An 18,645-nucleotide genomic window follows, 5' to 3' on the forward strand; every position below is an offset into this window, starting at 1 on the left:
AATATGAATATGAAAAAAGCACTCTTGTCATTGGCGTTGGCCGCAATAAGTACCAGCGCTATGGCTCAGAACGTCGATCGTCTTGAGACCAAACAGCTAGCCCATGAGATGGAGCAGCTTGTATCGGTTACTGAAGAGGCGGAGTTCTCTATTACCATCGATGAAGATGCCAGCTTTGAGCTAATTGAATATAAAGGTTTCATTAAAGAAATGTTCAGTGAAATCTATGTGACTAAGGATCAGGCGAAAGCACATCAACTTGAAAAAACACGCAAGTTTTATGTATATGGTGAGAAAGATATCGATAAGCTCGGACATAAGATAGCCGAGCGTATCGAGCAGGATAAGCCGCTCTTTTTCTCAGTCGATCTCTATCGTGACTACCATGGAGATTCAGGCGAATTTAACTATGTTGCCAGCGTTACAGAATTTAAATAGTCACAGAATATAAATATTCTTAGGAGATCAGTACTCATTACTGTTTAAGCCCGCCGTTGTGTGGGCTTTTTGTTTGTCTTTCTATTTCTTCAAAGGATTGCCTTTTCCCCGTCAGTGTCATGCAGCTATGCGGCTTAGTCGCCTGGCGCGGGGCTATCGCCTTCTTTTTCTATATTGCCTTCATTGATGATGGAAGTTTAGTCTTGTGTCTGAAAGGCCATGTCTTCGAGTTGTAACCCCGTGAATGTCTCGACTCACTGCCTTGCTATTTCATGCCTTTCTATTGACTGGTGTCCGATTTAGAGGCTATGCCGTGCAGTTCGAGGGCGGCGGTTCATGAGGGAGGCAAGCAGTGTGGGATTTAGTCCTGAGCTGTAATCGCAAAGTACTCAGCTTAAAGCCCCAAAGCTCCAAAGCCCCAAAGCCCCAAAGCCCCAAAGCCCCAAGCACCAGGTGTCACTCGGCTATTGCTGATTGCTAGCGGATAATTGCTAAGTGCTAGTCGTCAGGGACAGAAAAAGGCACCAGTGGTTACTCGCAGCTGACGGGAGACTCATGTAAGGAAGCCTGGGGCGTATGTGAAGATCCTGGAGTTAGGATCTAAGCGTTAAGAGGTTGACACTAAGGGTCTGGAATTAAGAATCTGGAACTAAGCGCTAGGCGTTAGCCTTGAACACAGGCTACCAGTGCATTGCTTGACGCGTGCACTAGGATGGGCGGAGCAGGCTTGCCGGAGACGATCTCAGTGGAGCGTCCCCGGCAAGTGTGAGGTGGAAAGGGCTAGAGCTCAAATTCGCCATCGAGTTGTCTGATAATCCAGTCCGGCAGCTTGTGCCAGCCACCATAGTTTGGTGAGGCGTCATGGGACTCCTCACCAGAGCGCCAGCTAATCGTGCCGTCTTCAGCTAGAGATACATGCCAAAAGAGCTGTTCCTTCTTGCCCAGCAGATAGTCTGTTAACTTGGCTGCAAAGGCTGGGCTATCGATTACTACGCCAAATTCAATATTAAGAAAATTCGAACGTGGATCGAAATTTGATGACCCTATGTAAGAGAGCTTGTCGTCAAATATAAATGTTTTATTGTGATAATAAGTAGCACCATGATAGAGATGATCATCATTGATGGCGTTATCCTTAAATTCATACAGCTCGACTCCCATCTCCAACAACTCGGGACGATATTGCTCAAAATAGGCTGGGACGAAGGCTGAGTCGTTCGATGCCGATGAGTTGGTGATCAGTGTCACCGCCGCATTATGTTGCGTCAGAGTCTCAATAATCTTGTACTTACTTTGACCTGGAATTAAGTAAGGACTTGAAATGACCGCCTTATTTGCATTATTTATCGGTTCCTCCATTAGGCGCTCTACTCGAGTTCTGAAATAAGGTTTATTGTCTTTTACCTTATCTAGCGAGTCGAAAATAGGTGTCACCTCAGCATCGATAAAACTCATCGCAGACAGAGAGGTTAGCGAGCTCGCAATTGCCTCGGCTACTTGAGAATGTTTCGTTTGGGCACGCTCTAATGCTTGATTAAATTGGCGGTAAGTACCAGCTTCTTTTGTCTTAATCAGCGCTGTAACCGGTGTCAGCAGATCACTGTTCCACAACTGCTGATAATTATCCATAAACGCTTGAATAATATCGCCTTTAAATACCACATCTAAGTCGAAAAAGTTAGCGTCTTGACTGTAACCAAAATAGTCATCACCAATATTGCGTCCACCTAAGATCATCAACTGACCATCGACATTGAAATACTTTTCATGGAGTCGATTGTCCAGCTGCGCCCTATGGCGTTCAAAGTCGATACTGCGACCTAGCCAACCTGTCTTACGGGAGTTGAAGGGATTAAAGATGCGGATCTCCATCTTCTCATGTTGGCCTAATTCAGCCAGCCAGGTTTCGTTGAAAACCAGGAGATCATCTAAGACGATGTGTACCTGAACGCCTCTATCCGCCGCCAGTTTCAACTCATTGAGCAGCATCAGGCCGGAGAGATCTTTATTCCAAGAGAAGTAGGTGATGTCGATACTCTGCTGTGCTTGGCGAATCGCCTCTATGCGACGCGCCAACGCCTCGCTCGCGCTGGGGATCAGATATACCTGTGCCTGATGGGGCTGAGCTTGCCAATTCGATTCAAAGCCGGGTTCGACCTCTGGGTAGCTGCCGGCACACCCGGTGAGCACCAAGCTGTAAAGGCATAGCAGTAACGCCATCAATTGGCGGCTTAGGGGAAATCTACTCATAGGTTGAGTACCTCGTTGAGAAAAAGGCCGGCTAGCGGTTAACCAGTCGGCCTTGGGACAGGGGGTTCAAGGCTTACTTATCGAAGTAACTCATGATCAGGCCTAAGTCTTCCAGACCGCTCAGACGACCGCCTCTTAGTTCGGGATCTTGAGCGTTATTTTGCTGAGCATCCCAGTCGGTGATAGGGGTGATTTGAGCGTCGACCTTGATAGTTAGTACCTTGTCAGTGGCTGTATCGTATTGATAGTCGGCGAATAGCTCGTCGCTGAACCAGATGCGTGACAGAGTGTTCATCAGTTGTTGATCTTTGCTGCTTGGCTTTACGTGGCTCCCAGCTAGGTTGTATGGCTTATTGAAGATGAATGGCAACTCTGCACCACTGCATATCTTGCCCATACAGCTTACGGACTTAAATAGATCCCCTGGGTAGATGGTTTCCCCTTCGTTGTACACGGTCCAACTATTGAAACTTGGCTTATAGTCAAATTGATATAGGGTGGCCGCAACCAAGCCGTTATCACTGGTTTGTTTTGCCTTAACGTGTGCTGGACCACTGAACAGCATGTCATTGGCTAACTGCCTAAATTGCGCCATGTTGGCGGTGGCGCCTGAGAGTTCACTCTCGTCGTTAGGGGCGTAATCGGTCAGTACAAGTAACTGGTTGGCCAGCTCACCATTACCTAAGCCAAAGAAGAATTTCACTATGGCCTCGTAGGCGCTACCTGGCAGCATATCGCCAAGGTCTATCTGCGCGGTAACTTGTTCAGGTGTTAGCTGCAACAGGCGCTGCCCAAGTTGATCCAAGTTGTCTTGAGAAGCCAACCAGGTTTGAATAGCCTGTGCTGATGGCTCGATCCCCTCTGGTGCTTCATTCGTCTCTTTGATTAACTCAATGATGGTTGGGATTAAAGAGGTTAGGCCAGGCAAAAAGCTGGTGGTGGCGCCATCGTCACTGTTAAAACCGACAACCGTAGGTACAGTGTACTCGGTTTGCGCGGGCTGAGTAGTCAGGTGGTAGCCGCTAATTTCAGGTTTTAGGAACGCCTTGGCACGGTACTCTATGTACGGCGCAAATGGTTTTAGGTGGTGCTGTGGTGTCTTCTCGCTGTCTAGCTTATTGGCGAAACACAGGCCACTGCCAACTAGGTTATCGGTATCGATGCAGTCTATACCTGACCAGGTGGCGACCGTTGACACAAGTCCAGTTGCTTTAGCTTGAACAGCCAGCAGTTCAGTTAGACTGAGTTCCGCTAGGCTCTCTGTTTGGTGCAGTTCTGTGCTGTATTTGGCCAACTTGTCGTTAAAGGTTTGTGCCTGGCCATAGGATTTATAATCAAATCCATAAGGGTTGCTTTGCATGATAGCGCGCTGGAAAAAATCGCCAGCGATAGTCTCTTGAGTTTGGCTCTGTTGCAATATCCCCACTGACATGGCACCCGCCTCCTGACCAATCAAAGTCACATTGTTAGGGTTACCGCCAAACAGATCGATGTTCTCATTCACCCATTGCAGTGCGCGTTTTTGATCGCCCAAGCCAAAGTTTCCTCCTTCAGGTATCTTGCTTCCATCAAGCCAATAGCTACCCAAAATACCGAGGCGATAGTTAATGGTCACCGCGATAAATGGCTTGCCATCGAGTGCGCCTTGAGCGACAACATTATCACCTTGCACTAAAGGATCTGAACCTGAACCCACTTCAAAATCACCACCATGAACAAATACATACACGGGAAGTGACTCAGATGCAGTGGTATTTTCAGGACGCCAAATATTGAGGTTGAGGCAATCTTCCGACTGAGCCTGAATAGTTGTTCTGTTCTGCGGGCAAGCATCGCCGAACTCGGTGGCATCAGTCACCGTGTCCAGGCTATTGATCTGGCTATGTTCAAAGCGAGCGGCACTGGCATAGGAAATGCCCTTGAAGGCTTCGAGCTCGACGCGCGCTGCCTCTCCCTGAAGATCGTCAACCACAACAGATTCTTTCATCGCGGTGATCTGCTGCTCACCAATCTGCACATTTATCTGTTGGGCTGGCAGTGGCTCGACAGGTGTCGGCTTTTCGGGGAGCGGCGGGTTGCCATCAGATTGGTCATCACCACCACAGGCGGCTAATGATAGTGATACCAATACGGCTATGGTCGAGCGAGAAAATATGGTCATTTTTGACTCCATCTATCGGTGTTTGGGTGAGCTGGGCTCATTTGATGGGGCTATGTTAGTTTGATTTTTGACCATTCAACAATCGGCTATGAAGGATCGAATCCTCACTTGATTTGAGGGGAGTGATAGTATGCCAAATCAAGAGTTTGCGTCGTTCTTGCGAGTCGGGGGAGGCTCGCTTGGTTGGAGAGTCATGACACTGGGATGCCGCCAAATTCTAAGCATAAAAAAACGACCCAATCTATTCGATTGAGTCGTTTTTGGGGCGGTGTAGATTAGAAGCGGTAACCCAGGTTGAGTGTGAGGGCACTTCTGGTTTCGCCTTTGTTGTACAGGGCGGTAAAGTTGAGGTGTTTACCTATCTGCTTGTTGAAACCTACCAAGTAGGCCCATTTGTTTAGTTCGACACCGACATCGTAGGTAAATTCGCGCCCTAGGGCGTCGATATAACCTAAGTTACCTTCCATTGATGGCTTGATACCCTGGTACTCTGCACCGATAAATACTTGAGTACGGTAGTCGAGGAACTGGTAACCCAGCATCGGCTGAATAGTTAAGATACCGTCGCCCCACTGGTCGTTGCCTTCCAGGCGTGTCTGACTGTAACTTGCGGTGACCGAGGCAAAGAACTCTTTATAGCCTACCGACAGAGTGGTACCCACGCCAACTAAGTCATATTCAAGGTGCAGAGGGACATTCACCTCACCAGGTGAACAGACATCTACTCCTTGGCTAGCCACCGCAGCACAAGCCAGCTTGCCACCGACTACGCCTAGCTTGTCTTCGAATACATCTTTCATTTTGCCGGTATATTGGGCATCAACCACTGCATCAACATTGACCTTGCCAATGTAGCCGAACACGTTCCAGAAAGGCAGTATGTTAATGTCGGCGCGCAGTGAATAGCTTTCAGCATTCACAGTACCGATCGAACTTTCCGGATCAAAAAACTCGTTCAGATTTAATCCCATGATGTTGAAGTCGCTAAAGCCAACATCCATATCTTGGTTGCGGTAGGCTACCGAGAAACCAAAAGGTAGAGGGACATCAATGCCTTGCTGGCGCACTAAATCACCCAGGATGGGGAAGAGTCTGTCTAGATCAACCTTCTCTTCACGAATGCGCGGATCTGAGACTGAGCTCAGAAGCTCTTGGTCCATCACCAGCACCCCTAGCATGTCGTCGTAGAAGGCGACAGGTTTTAGCTTGACCATGTAATTCAAAGGTTTTTTGCCTTTATTTCCTTTGGCCTGAATCGTCTTTTGCTTAACGATGGTTTTGCCATTGAGTAGGGTGTCGAAAGTAATGTTCTGCACATAGTCCGTCACGCGATAGTCGCCATACTCGAAAGACTTACCGTGATTGCTAATCTCCATCGTACTAGCCTTGCCGTCGATCAGAGTCAGTTTTACCTGCATAAAACGGAAATAGGCGATATCCTGCGGTAAACCATACTTTGAGTAGTTAAAGCTAATCTCGACATGATTTGGGCTGATTTCATTAACCTTTAATGACGATTTGTCATAGCTGTCGATGTAGCCTTTTAGGCGATACTCAACCTTAGTGATCGCTTCTATCTTAGCAATGATATCTTCTTCTTCGTCGAGTTTCGCCTGATCATACTTGATGCGCAGATCTATGTTGCCGCTATTGTCTGTACTTTGAACCAGAAAGACCTCTGATTCACGGTGCTCGCCATCGATCTCGATTGAGCGTTGAACGTGTTCAACCATCTGATCGCCGTAGGTGAGAGAGCTGAGTCCTAACTTGAGTAGTTCATCAGTGATGCCATAACGCTCCATTACCGACAGTGCCGCATCGGCTTCTACGATTTGCGTCGCCTGTGGTAGCTCTGTATCGGCGTAGGCCTGGTTGCCAAAAGAGAGGGCAAGCGCCAAAGGAATCGTTTTAAGCATGGCGGTTTTGCCTGAAGTCATCTTGATGGTACGAAATTGAAGCTTTTGCATTCTATAACCCTTGTCGTTTGCCCAGTCTTTGCCTAACTGGAGGAATCCTGAAGTTGGATTCTTTGTTAATTCTTGAAGTGGTTCGATACTGGGGTGAAGTGCTCTATCCGGTACCGGTCCTTCATTCGATGAGGGTATTTTATGAGCAGATGTGACAATAAAGTAATCGCCTTTGATGGATGAAACCCATCAAATTAAGTAAGCGTAAAAAATGAAGTTTATTTCGTGTAAGGTTAAGTTTTATAATGATTTATTAGTTTTTTACTGGTGTCATTTATGCTATTACTTAGCGTTAAGCAATAGCATGGCTCGCTCGTATGGGATAAAACTTTTCAATAAAATGAAAAAAATTTTCAATAAAATGAAAAAATTTTTCTGCGGTCATCGAAAAAGATGACCGCAGCGAATGTGACAGGAAGACAGTCCGTTTTATAACGGTTTATCTTTAAGCAGGCGTACATAAAATCGGACGACAGTTAAGATGATCAACATGTTTACCAGCATTAACAATGGCGTGACGATCTCAAACTGGGGGGTGCCATGGAGCGCATTCATGGTCGTGACCAGTAGGAGGTTTCCGCCAAGCATGCGAATGGCAGCATGTGACGGTTTGTTAAAGTACATATAAATTATTAGCGTATTCAAACTATAAAAGGCGACGAGCTGCCAAAGCTCGCTGAGATGAGTTAATACCAGGGAATACTCAACTAGAAACAGTGTACCCAAGCCAAGGCAAACGATTTGAGTCAGCCCAACGAGGTTGCCAGTCATCTGAATTGAAACGATTGCCAAGGAGGCTCCTATTATTGGAAATAGAGGCCCTCCAGGAATGGCGAAATATATCCAAAGACTAAAACAGGTTAAAGAGATAGCAACGGCGGTAACGGCGTCAGTTAAACGCTGCCTTAGCAATTTTGTCTTTGCGACGGCTGCCATTTCTGCTTTAGTTGTATCAACCTTGGGATCGTTTTTTGCCCAAGGCTGAATCAACTCGGCGTCGTTGGATTGTTCATTAGCAATGCTCGCATTAAGTAACCTAAGCTCATGACCTAGTTGTGTGAGGCTATTGTCGAGCTCTTTAGAGGTCATATCATGTTGTATTCCTTCAGCGAGCTTAACTATGTGTGCCTGGATGTCTTTGCAAGCTTGGGCAACCTTCTGCCATTTGGCCTTTTCATAGCGTAATCGATAGCTGCTCGCTAAAGGGAGCTCTAAGATTTCTTGTAGTTTATCAATATGTTGTTGATTGGCTAAGAGATCAGATTCAGCATCTAACTTCTGCTTATCGGTTTTGGCTTCAACTAAGGCTTTTCTGGCGAGCATAAATTGTTTCGTCACTGTTTTAAGTGTATCGAAAAACAGTGATTCTGTTGTGACAGGCCAAATGAAACGATAGACAGTAGAATACACCACGACACCTAGCATGGTTTCTTGAATTCTTAAGATCGCAGTGTTAAATGATGCCGCGCCATTGGAGCCTCCACCTAATGAGACAATAGCAAAGACGATAAATGCCATGTTAAAGACATACCCGTAGCGCTTATCACTGCTAAGGAAGACGCACACACCTAAAAATAGGTGAAAACATGCGATGAACAACATGCGGTCTTGGGAAAACAGGCTGATTAGCAGCAGAGCAAAGAGGATACCTATCACAGTACCCACTATGCGCTTTTGGCCCTGCAATATGCCGTGACCGAAGGATTCGTTGGCTGAAATCGCTAGCACTGCGATCGCAGCCCAATAGGGTTTTTCCCATTGAAAATACAGGGCTAGCCCTATACTGAGGCCGATAGCGAGTGAAACCTTAATCGCCTCTTTTATGGATGAGCTGAGCATTTCTGTCCACCTTAATGTTTGTGGAGTTTAACCGATGCAGTCATTCCTACCCTAAGCTGGATGTCCTCGGGAAGATGATCGAGTTTAATCTTGACCGGAATGCGCTGTGCAAGACGGATCCATTGGAAACTGGGATTCACGTTGGGTAATAGTGCGTTGCCGGTGCTTCCGTCAGCTTTCGCAATTCCAAAGCCAATACTCTGTATTTTGCCTTGCAGTACATGGTTCTTGTGCATCATCAGGGTGACTTCTGCCTTGTCATTGACGTCGACATCGTTAAGATCTGTTTCTTTAAAGAAGCCTTCAATCCAAAAACTGGATTCATCGATCAAGGCTACCACAGGGTTGTTGGCAATAACCTGTGAGCCGACGCGATAGTTAAGGTTGGTAATATAGCCGTCTGCAGGCGCAGTTACCTTGGTGTACTGAAGATTTAATCGGGCTTCTTCTACCTGTGCCTTGGCCATTAATAGATTGGCCTTGGCCGTGTCGATGGCATTTTGCAGGTTATTGAGCGTCAGTTCAGATTGTGCGCCTGGAGTGAGCTTCTCAAGGTTCACTGCACGATGGGCCTCGTTGTTTGCCTTATCGAGCAATGTTGCCGCCTGTTTCTCATTGGCGATAGCCTTGTTCAAACTGGTTTGATAGAGACTAGGATCAATTTCGAACAAGAGATCACCGTGTTTGACCTGGGCGTTGTCTTCGACCTGCATCTTGATGATTTGTCCTGTGACCCTAGGGGTCACTTGAATGACATGGGCGCGGATTTGTCCATCTCTGGTCCAAGGGTTTTCTATATATGTCTGATACTGGCTATACAGAGTCGCACTCGCGGCTGTCACGATTAGCAGTGTGAGAAAGTATTTTTTTAACATTTTGATACCTATTTAGAAAACGGAAATAAACTGACTAATTACGCCAACGAAAATGATGGTGATGGCTAGCTCTGTAAGCGCTGGCGCCACAATATATTTGTGCCAGCCGAGCTTGACAGCAATCGTTGTAAAAACGTTGGCAAGAAGGTACGCCATTATGCCAACAAGCAATAAGGGCGGGAAATAGACATCACCTAATGCTATTTCGTGGGGCATGATGTTCATCTGTAGTTAGCCTTATGTAGTGACAGCGATGTTTTACCTTGAGATAAAGGTAAGCTTTCTTCTCTAGACTTGAGATGTTAGTGGAGTTGGAGGCGAAGTGATAATCGTGTTTGATGGATTAAACCCATCAAATAAGATCAACAAACTCGATGGGATATGTTAACTTAGTCCAATAATCGGGCCTTGTTGGGGCTACTGGTGTGTAGGGCATTTCAAGGGGGGAGATTGATGAACTTTAGCTTAGAGCAACTTCTTGCTTTTGTTACAGTATATGAGCTTAAGTCTTTTAGCAAAGCTGCTGTAAAGCTGGATAAGCACCGGACCACTATTGGTCAGGTGATCACCAATCTTGAAGACCAACTGGCGATCACTCTGTTTGAGCGTATCGGCCGAACAGTTGAGCCGACTCAGGATGCTACCTTGCTGTATCACTACGCGAAACAAGCCATCGAACAAACTCGAACCTTTGACCGTATGGCGTTAAGTTTAAGTTATGGTGGTTTGGAGTCGGTAACCATTGCCTATGCTAGTTTTATTCCTCAGCATGTGCTTACTGTTATACGTAGGGCGCTGATGCAAGATTTTCCTTATATGAAGGTAAATCTATTGGTTCGCTCGAAAGCCGAGATCAAGAAAGGGATTCAAGATGGTTCGATTCATTTTGGCTTGGTGAATGTGTTCGAGAGCAAGGTGGTTAATAGTATTGATGCATCATTGCTACGCAGCATCCCCTTTGTGCCTTATGCCAGTGAAACTAGTGAACTCGCTGGTTTGCCATCAAGTGAAACTTATATAGCATTGAAATCCACTCGCCAGTTTGTACTTAAGTCTATGATTGATGACGATATGTCGAATCGGATCCTTTTATCATCATATTATGAAGTAGTTGATCAGCAGCAATTGATTATTAGGATGGTACAAGAGGGGTTAGGCTGGGCATTGTTGCCGCGAAATATTACCAATGTTGAATATGATTCTGGTGCTATTGTTGAGATTGAGCTGGATCAGTCAAGAGACGCCATTCAAGTTCCTGTATCATTGTGGTGTCAACATTCGAAACAGGTGATGCAAGTGAAAAAAACTATTTATAGTTGCCTTATGGATTACCTTAAAGCGGTTGATAACCTGCACTAGCTAACATGAATTGTAAGAGTCGCGATTCAATCTGGCACATCATCTTAATTTAGTAAAGTTGATTATAATCGCACCAAAAGGCACAGTGCACTTGGCGGTGTCAGTTCAGAAAACTATGAACGGAAAAATGCTGCTTAGTGGAATGTCCTGTTTTACCGGAGCGGATCACTGTGGATCAGGCCACTTATGGAGTCCCCCCGATGTGCGCTTTCATGCAGAAGTACCATTGGTTACCTTTCTTAGTCTGGTGCATATCTTCGTCGCGGCTGCTGCCTTTGTTTTTGGTGGAACTGGGTGCTTGAATTATTGTGGCATCCACCAGGGTGCCCTGGGTCATCAGAACGCCACACTCTGCCAGCCAGCGATTAACTGTACTGAAGATCTTGCGAGCCAATTTATGTTGTTTCAGCAAGTGCCTGAAATTCATGATTGTGGTACGTTCAGAAATGGCTTTGCTCATTGACAGCCGGGCAAATTGGCGCATGGAGGCGATTTCGTAAAGGGCATCTTCCATGGCCTCATCGCTCAGGTTGTACCATTGCTGCATGCAGTGAATGCAGTAATGGTTTCCAGCGGATAGGGCCTGCGACCGTTACTGGCCTTGGGATATACAGGCTCGATACCGCCAAGTAATTTGTCCCAGGGAAGCAAGTCATCCATTCTGCCCAGGAAGACTTCTTTGCGAGTCTGGCGGCGTTTACTGGAAAACTCACTGTCGGCAAAAGTCAGTTGCTGGCTCATCTGGGTACGTTCAGGTCACGACATGAGAATCTCACATCTGGAACTTATTCGTACCTTCCTTAGGACATTTTAGACTGTCATCATTTTTTTGTTTCATGTCTTCATGGATTTTATTAATCAAGGTTGTGGAGTCTTGCTCTGAAAACCCAAAATTAACTAATAGCTCTTTACCTCTTTGCAAGGTACTTTCTATATAAACGGAACCAGCATATTTAATCCCATTTTGTTTTAAAAATAATTCATCTTCCCTTGTATTTGTTCTTGCATAAATATCTAAGTGTTCATATTGGGTTAACTTTAACGCAATCTCTTTGAGTAATGACGAATTGGTAACCGAAATAAATGCCGCTTTGGCCTCGGTTAAACGAGCTTTATCTTGAATGCCACGATTAAGAATATCCCCATAATGCGCATTTAATCCCAATGACTTGCCTCTTTTCACACATTCATAGTCATTGTCAAAAGCGGTGTAACTAATACCTGCGTGTTCGGCTAATAAAGCAATTAAGCGTCCAACCTCATCTAGACCAATAATAATGAGCTCATTATCTAATATAGGGGTACTGTTAGCGTCGGTTATTGTGCTAGATAAATACCGTTTGACAAGCTTGTTACCAAGGCTATTCATTAAAGGAGTGATGATCATACTGATACTGATAATAATAAAACCTACTGCTGCACTATGGGTATCTAACGCCCCTGAGGTAGTCGCAATGCCCAGTAACACAAAAGAAAATTCCCCGACTTGATTTAATGCAAAGCCGGTTTTAATTCCGATAGGCAAACCTTTGCCATCGATCATAGCCAGTACAATGAACACAATGGTTTTAACTATTACTACCGCAGATAGCCATAGCAATATATAGCCTAAATCATCAACAATGATGTTCGGTTGTATCGACATACCAACCGCTAGAAAAAACAGGCTCATTAATACTTTTTTAAATGGCGACACAACTTCTTCTAGCATTAACTTAAAATCAGATGTGGATAACAGCATACCCAACACGAATGCCCCTAATGTTTCAGACATGCCAGCAGTGGTTGAAAGCCACACTGTTATAAAAATTGTCATATATAGGCATAACGAGAAACCTTCTTTGTTGTCGTTAAATACACAAATTTTTAAGCAAAAAGGCAATATATAACGAGCAATGATAAAAATAGTAACCAGTAAGCCGATTGCCATCAGAGCACTATAAAGCAATGAGTGGTCATGAGTATTTTGTTGATGAGCTAGCATCGGGATTAATGCCATTATCGGCACAATACTCATATCCTGGGCCATCAAATTGGAGAAGATGTTTTTACCATGAGGGCTGTTTAGCTGCCTCTTTTCTTCAAGAAGTGTCATCACCACAGCTGTAGAGGATTGTGAGAATATCGCACCAATAACAAAACCAACTTCCCATGTTAAGCCGACTAAAGTACCCAGAAATGAAAATATGACCGATGTGATTAATACTTGCCCAATACCCTGGATAGCAATAGATTTTTTCATATTCCAAAGTTGCTTGGGTTTCATCTCTAAGCCAAGGGTAAATAGAAATAGCACCACACCAAAGTCTGCAATACTCTGAATTGCTTCAATGTTTGTTGCAGCAATAGGACCCGGAGTATTGGGGCCTAATAAGATGCCGGCAACGATAAAACCCACGATGGTTCCCATTCCTATACGGGAGAAAAAGATAATACTTAGAGTGATAATTGACAGAGCGGTTATTGCAGGAAGTAAATAAGTATCCATTTATATCTCATTAGATGTGATGCGTCGATATTTTTAAATCAGGGACATGTAAGTACATTGCTCAAATGGTTTGCCGAATCATTGTAGGAGAACAGCATGACTGTTCTAACTCGCATTTGATGGATTGAATCAGTCAAATAATAACGTAGAACAGTATGAAAAACATGCCAGGGAAGGTTCGGATAGTTCCCGAATGTGAGTTTCGGATGCCTTGATCTGAACCATGGATGAGATAAGCCAATGGGCCAGAAAATGGTTAAAGACGATTTAGTTAACAATGCCACTTAAGGCAACATCTCGCGGCTTATGAAGGATTTGATCCATCATAGGTGATTATCTTTGCTTAATCTTTGCGCATAAACTCTATCAATTATCGAGGGGCAATCCCTTTACACATTATAGAACTTATTGATTTAGAAGTGATCAGTCAATGGAAGCATTACAAGACATTGTGAGTATATCCACCTATTTCGCCATTTTGATTACCTTGGTAATGGGTTTTCTGGTGGGTAAGCTCAGGCTGGGTCGGTTTCGTCTGGGCAGCATAGTCGGCACTTTGCTGGTGGGCATGCTAATAGGTCTGCTGGGGGGCGAGGTTACGCCATCTATCAGATGGGTCTTCTTCGGGATCTTCATGTATCTGGTGGGGTACCAGGGGGGATACCGTCTCATCAACACGCTCAAGCTGCGCCGAAGATCGATATTGGTGGCTAGTATGTCGATGAGCCTGATCGCCATACTGACCCTGGCCTTTGCCAGTTGGCTGTTTGACCTGAATCTATTCATGGCCATTGGCATGACGGCTGGAAGTTTTGTCCACCCGGAAATTCTCAGTGAGGCCAGCGAAGTGATAGGTCAACTGCCGGGATTGACGGAAACGGCTAAGCAGCTTGCCCAGCACCAGGTGCATTTAGGCTATATGACCACCGTCATATTTGGCGTGCTGGTACCTGTGTTGATGATCACTTGGCTGCTGCCTGCTGTCACGACACGTTTATTGGGGGATACGACGACACATCATGTTGTGGATACCTACAGTAATATCGTCAGACGTGTCTTTCAGGTTAATGCCGACAGTACCGTCGTGGGTAAGACTCTGGCGCAGCTCAATGAGCCCTCTATCGATACTCTCTTTGCGCTGTCGCGGGCCACCAGCGGTGCTAAGCCGGCCGAGGATGCGCCCATTGTTGCGGGCGATGTGCTTACGATTACCGGTTGCCACAATGCCTTGTTTTACTTCGATGACAACCTCTTGGGCACTGAACTGCCCAGCGATCTTGAACCTGATCGAAGCGAAGAGAACCATTTGATTTTGATTCATGGACAGCTTGTCGGCCAGTCGCTGCATCAAATTAAAACGGCGATCAACCAAGGTGGCCTGAGAGCCGTATGTATCACGGCCATGTTCAGGGACGATCAGGCCCTGGAGATCACCCCAGAGCTAGTGGTAAACCGCGATGATATCTTGCAGATCACTGGGTGCTCCGACGACATACAGGCCATAAAACAAGATGTTGGCCAGGCTCTCCCACATCAAGGGGGGAACCAAGCGCTCTTCGGGCTTGGCCTGGTGGTGGCCTATCTCATTAGCCTCTGGCATCTCGATATCGGCGGCCTGTATCTCTATTTCAGCATGGGGCTGAGCAGCCTTGTCTCGGGTATCGCTGTGGGCTGGGCCTGTCACAGGGTTAATCCATTGGAGCTATTACCTGCAAATACTAGCAGTTACTTGCGTAATTTATCGCTACTGGCGTTTACCGCAGTGACAGGTATCTATTTTGGGCCGCACATGATCGATGCCATACAGGCCAATGGGGTCAAAGCCTCCCTGATAGGTTTCTGCGTGGTGTTGATCTCCCAGTTGCTCTCATTTCTGCTGGCATTTCGGATTTTCAAAGTGAGACAGCCAGCCGAATTAATGGGATGGAAAGGTGGACGCCAGCCTATGGGACATGAGATGTCGGCTGGGTATCGACAGCGCGATACTTTTTACGCGCTCACGATTTCCTACCTCACATCAAGTGTGTTGATGATGATTGTCGTCTCGGCAGCGTTGCGCTTGCTGTGAACTTAGCACCACATTCATGTGGCGAAGAACAGAATTCTTTTCAAACAATTTAATGAGTTACAACTATGATTAAAAAAAAGCTTTTCTGTGCCTTGCTTATGGCATCGTCACAGGTCGCTGCCGATAGCAGCTATTTTTTTGATGAGAAAGATGGTCAATTTGATTTGGGGTATCACCTTGCTGAAAATGCCTATGGTTTTTTGCCTGTGCCAGTATTGATCACCGAGCCCGCAGTTGGAGCTGGAGGCGGGGTCGTGGGACTCTTTTTGCACGAGACTGATGAGGAGAAAGAGCTAAGAAGGCAAAAGGCGCTTGAGTCTATTGATGGCGGTGCCCAGCTTATGCCAGCGGCCATGACCTTGGTCGGTGGTGGAGGCACGGCAAATGGCACATGGTTTGCCTTCGCAGGGCATCGTCACTCTTGGTTAAAGGACAGCATTCGCTATACCGCTGTTGGCGGTGCGGCCAATGGTAACCTCGACATATACACCCGTTTAGGAGGGCTATTGCCTCCAGAGCATCCGCTTCAATTTGATACCTCAACAGAGGCACTGTTTGCCATGCAAAAAGTGCAGTTTAGGGTCACGGATACGCCATTATTACTAGGGATTAAGCAGTTGTGGGCCGAGTCGAGTATTTCATCTTCTAATCCTTTGGTTGATTGGATATTACAAAATACCCTAGGGGATAAAACCACAACGTCGGGTTTAGGCTTTATTGCCGAGTACGACACCCGCGATAATATGTTCTTCCCCAAGAAGGGCTACACAGTATCGGCCGAGTACATGGTATACGATGAAGCCATTGGTTCAGATAACAATTATCAGACCTTAGGTGCCAGTGGCGAAGTGTATATTCCACTTACTAAGCACTGGACGTTTGCGTTTGCTGGGAGCTATGATCAACTCTATGCTGGTGACAGTCACTTATCACCTACCACTAAGCCTTATGTTGATCTACGTGGCGTGTCGGCGTATAGATATCAAGGCGATCAAGTCGCAACAGTGCAATCGCAGCTGATGTACCATATTGATCATCGTTGGACGGTATCTGCTTTTTATGGCTATGGCGTGACGACGAGTGATGCCATCGAAGAGAGTGATGATTCTGTTAATGCATATGGGGTCGGCTTTCGCTATCAACTTGCCCGACGTTACGGCATTCATATGGGGGTAGATTTAGCCACCAGTGGTGAGGAAAATGCGATTTACTTTAAGTTAGGAGCGGGATTTTAATGTGTACTACATATACCCATAAGTGGATTTGGAAAGTCACTACAGGAATCCCCCGAAAAACCATGCTTAGATGAAATCTTTCCATAAGACTTGGGGTTGTCTACCATACGTTAGCTAAGCTCGATGATAAATTGTGAAAAAAATTAGCAGATAAGTTCACAAAATCACAGGCTCTTTCCGGTCCTAGAGTGGGTTAGTAATAGATACTGTTTTTGTTGTAGTAAAAGGTCGAGCAAAAATTCTAGTTACTAAGATACTTACGCAATACGTCAGCTTATGGTTATATTTTATGTCAGAGTATGGTTACGCATTTGGGTTAACGTATTGAAAAAATGATGTTTATGTCAACTGATGCTTGAAGCGACACTTTGTTGCGCGCGATATTAGCGCGTTAAATTGTTGGTACAGATGGGGAGACTTGAACTCCCACGCCCTTGCGGGCACTAGCACCTGAAGCTAGCGTGTCTACCAATTCCACCACATCTGCAAGGCATGATTTTCGATTAAACTTTGAGACGTTCAATCACCTAGTCTTTTGATATTACTGCTGTACTTTACACACTGTCAATCGCTGTAAGCGGGTAATTCACTAGGGTGTGATTCAGTCCACTATGGTGAAGGGTGGTCAGTTATCGATAGCGGTAAGGTGATGACAAATGTTAGCCCTTTTGGACTGTCTGGAATGGTTATAGTGCCCCCTAGGCTCGTTACTATGTTATAGACAATATGCATCCCTAGGCCGCTGCCACCTTCACCGCGGCGAGTGGTGAAGAAGGGCTCAAAAATATGATGCTTAATCTCATCTGTGATGCCAATACCATCATCGGCTACCGTGATCACCGCTTGGTCATCCTCTTGTTCGGCATTAACCATTATTTGCCCGCCTTGCTCATCGGGAAAAGCATGGGTGAGGCTATTCATTATTAGATTAGAGAGTAATTGCGCCAATTTACCTGCGGGAAGGTACATGATGATTTTATCGGAGGCGGTGAGTGTATAGCTCACTTTAGCTCTGCGCAGCGCTGCAGCATGGGCAATGAAAATGCTATTGATGTATTCACCTAGCTCGATTTTAGATTGGTGCAAATTACTCTGATCCACTGCAAGTTGTTTAAAGCTACTGATTAAACTGGCAGCGCGCTGTAAATTGCTATCAATGAGCTTAGCCCCTTGATTCACCAAGTCGATAAGTTCTTGCAACTCCTCTATGGTGACCTCTTCACTATTAAGGCGTTTATCTAGGGTATTGGAGAACTCGATCAGGCTAGATGCACCTGTCACTGCCACGCCAATGGGTGTGTTGATCTCATGGGCAATACCAGCAACCAATGAGCCTAGTGCGGCCATTTTTTCTTGCTCTAGCAGCTTTTTTTGCGCAGCTTTGAGGGTTTGGGTACGCTGCTCCACTAGGCTTTCTAGTTGCGCTTCACGGTCTTGATGTTGTAATTCGGCGGCACATCGGGCAGCAAATATCGACAGTAACGAAAGTCCTAAAAGGCGTTTATTCTGGTCGATAGGCTTTTTGTCCAGTGCAACCAGTATACCCAAGGTTTTACCTTGGGTATCAATCATCGACATGCCAATATAGCTTTCAGCTGCCATGTCGACTAACAGTTGGTCTTGGGGGTATAGGGTGCATATTCCACTGGCATGAAAGCACATGTTTTGCGATGAAACATTGCTGCAAGGGGTGTCATCGAGCGGGTATGTTATGTTGTCCATAAAATCATCACCGGCCCAAATGGCCAAGGTTTGATTATGCTCTTTCATGTTTTCATCGACCACGATACGTCCGGCAATCACATAATAGACATCTAGCGTTTTGGCGAGATCTCGCACGAGCACACGAAAAAACTGATCACCGGTTTCCCGTGAGGTGTTTTCTGTAATTTGGCGTAATGCAGCTTCGGCTAACGTCCGACCTTCATTTTCATCAAACAGCTTTTTTTCCATTTAGTTCGCCTG

The 18,645-nt window shown here is 45.7% G+C and carries 12 protein-coding genes, 1 tRNA gene and 1 pseudogene; 4 read left to right on the forward strand and 10 right to left on the reverse strand.

Features of this window, described 5'->3' with window-relative positions; translation table 11 throughout:
- Positions 1-3 precede the first annotated feature (3 nt).
- The gene (locus L876_RS0106835) at positions 4-438 is read left to right on the forward strand and encodes a hypothetical protein (protein ID WP_051412989.1); all 435 of its coding nucleotides are present in this window, start codon (positions 4-6) and stop codon (positions 436-438) included.
- A 780-nt stretch (positions 439-1,218) separates the two neighbouring features.
- Here the strand turns inward: L876_RS0106835 and L876_RS0106845 are convergent.
- From L876_RS0106845 to L876_RS0106870, 6 genes are all read right to left on the reverse strand, one after another.
- Positions 1,219-2,688, reverse strand: coding sequence for a phospholipase D-like domain-containing protein (locus L876_RS0106845; protein WP_051412991.1), 1,470 nt, complete (start codon positions 2,686-2,688; stop codon positions 1,219-1,221).
- Positions 2,689-2,761: 73 nt separating this feature from the next.
- A complete protein-coding gene (locus L876_RS0106850; RefSeq protein ID WP_028763122.1) occupies positions 2,762-4,849 on the reverse strand; it encodes a carboxylesterase family protein in 2,088 nt (695 codons plus the stop codon).
- A 275-nt stretch (positions 4,850-5,124) separates the two neighbouring features.
- Positions 5,125-6,816: a hypothetical protein gene (locus L876_RS0106855; RefSeq protein WP_051412993.1), complete on the reverse strand. Its 1,692-nt coding sequence runs from the start codon at positions 6,814-6,816 to the stop codon at positions 5,125-5,127.
- A 429-nt stretch (positions 6,817-7,245) separates the two neighbouring features.
- Positions 7,246-8,655, reverse strand: a complete 1,410-nt coding sequence (locus L876_RS0106860) for an FUSC family protein (protein WP_028763124.1) — start codon at positions 8,653-8,655, stop codon at positions 7,246-7,248.
- Positions 8,656-8,666: 11 nt separating this feature from the next.
- Complete coding sequence (locus L876_RS0106865; RefSeq protein ID WP_028763125.1) at positions 8,667-9,530, reverse strand: HlyD family secretion protein; 864 nt, start codon at positions 9,528-9,530, stop codon at positions 8,667-8,669.
- Between the two features lie 12 nt (positions 9,531-9,542).
- On the reverse strand, positions 9,543-9,755 hold the full coding sequence (locus L876_RS0106870) for a DUF1656 domain-containing protein (protein ID WP_028763126.1): 213 nt from the start codon (positions 9,753-9,755) through the stop codon (positions 9,543-9,545).
- Between the two features lie 228 nt (positions 9,756-9,983).
- On the opposite strand from L876_RS0106870, the gene L876_RS0106875 reads away from it, so the two are divergent.
- Positions 9,984-10,889 carry a LysR family transcriptional regulator gene (locus tag L876_RS0106875; protein WP_028763127.1) on the forward strand — a complete coding sequence of 302 codons (906 nt, stop codon included), beginning with the start codon at positions 9,984-9,986 and terminating at the stop codon, positions 10,887-10,889.
- Positions 10,890-11,056: 167 nt separating this feature from the next.
- Here the strand turns inward: L876_RS0106875 and L876_RS21275 are convergent.
- Together L876_RS21275 and L876_RS21280 are read right to left on the reverse strand one after the other, a co-directional pair.
- A pseudogene (locus L876_RS21275) lies at positions 11,057-11,630 on the reverse strand (IS5 family transposase); the annotation flags it as partial.
- Between the two features lie 31 nt (positions 11,631-11,661).
- The gene (locus tag L876_RS21280; protein ID WP_051412994.1) at positions 11,662-13,377 is read right to left on the reverse strand and encodes a cation:proton antiporter domain-containing protein; all 1,716 of its coding nucleotides are present in this window, start codon (positions 13,375-13,377) and stop codon (positions 11,662-11,664) included.
- 430 nt (positions 13,378-13,807) lie between these two features.
- Here L876_RS21280 and L876_RS0106890 point away from each other — a divergent pair, with 430 nt between their 5' ends.
- Positions 13,808-15,445, forward strand: a complete 1,638-nt coding sequence (locus L876_RS0106890) for an aspartate-alanine antiporter-like transporter (protein ID WP_028763128.1) — start codon at positions 13,808-13,810, stop codon at positions 15,443-15,445.
- Between the two features lie 65 nt (positions 15,446-15,510).
- Complete coding sequence (locus tag L876_RS0106895; protein WP_028763129.1) at positions 15,511-16,680, forward strand: BamA/TamA family outer membrane protein; 1,170 nt, start codon at positions 15,511-15,513, stop codon at positions 16,678-16,680.
- Positions 16,681-17,080: 400 nt separating this feature from the next.
- Here L876_RS0106895 and L876_RS0106900 read toward each other — a convergent pair.
- Positions 17,081-17,167, reverse strand: a tRNA-Leu gene (locus L876_RS0106900).
- A 122-nt stretch (positions 17,168-17,289) separates the two neighbouring features.
- On the reverse strand, positions 17,290-18,633 hold the full coding sequence (locus L876_RS22290) for a sensor histidine kinase (protein WP_081730643.1): 1,344 nt from the start codon (positions 18,631-18,633) through the stop codon (positions 17,290-17,292).
- Positions 18,634-18,645 lie beyond the last annotated feature (12 nt).

The organism is Shewanella colwelliana ATCC 39565 (assembly GCF_000518705.1).
Lineage (GTDB): Bacteria > Pseudomonadota > Gammaproteobacteria > Enterobacterales > Shewanellaceae > Shewanella > Shewanella colwelliana.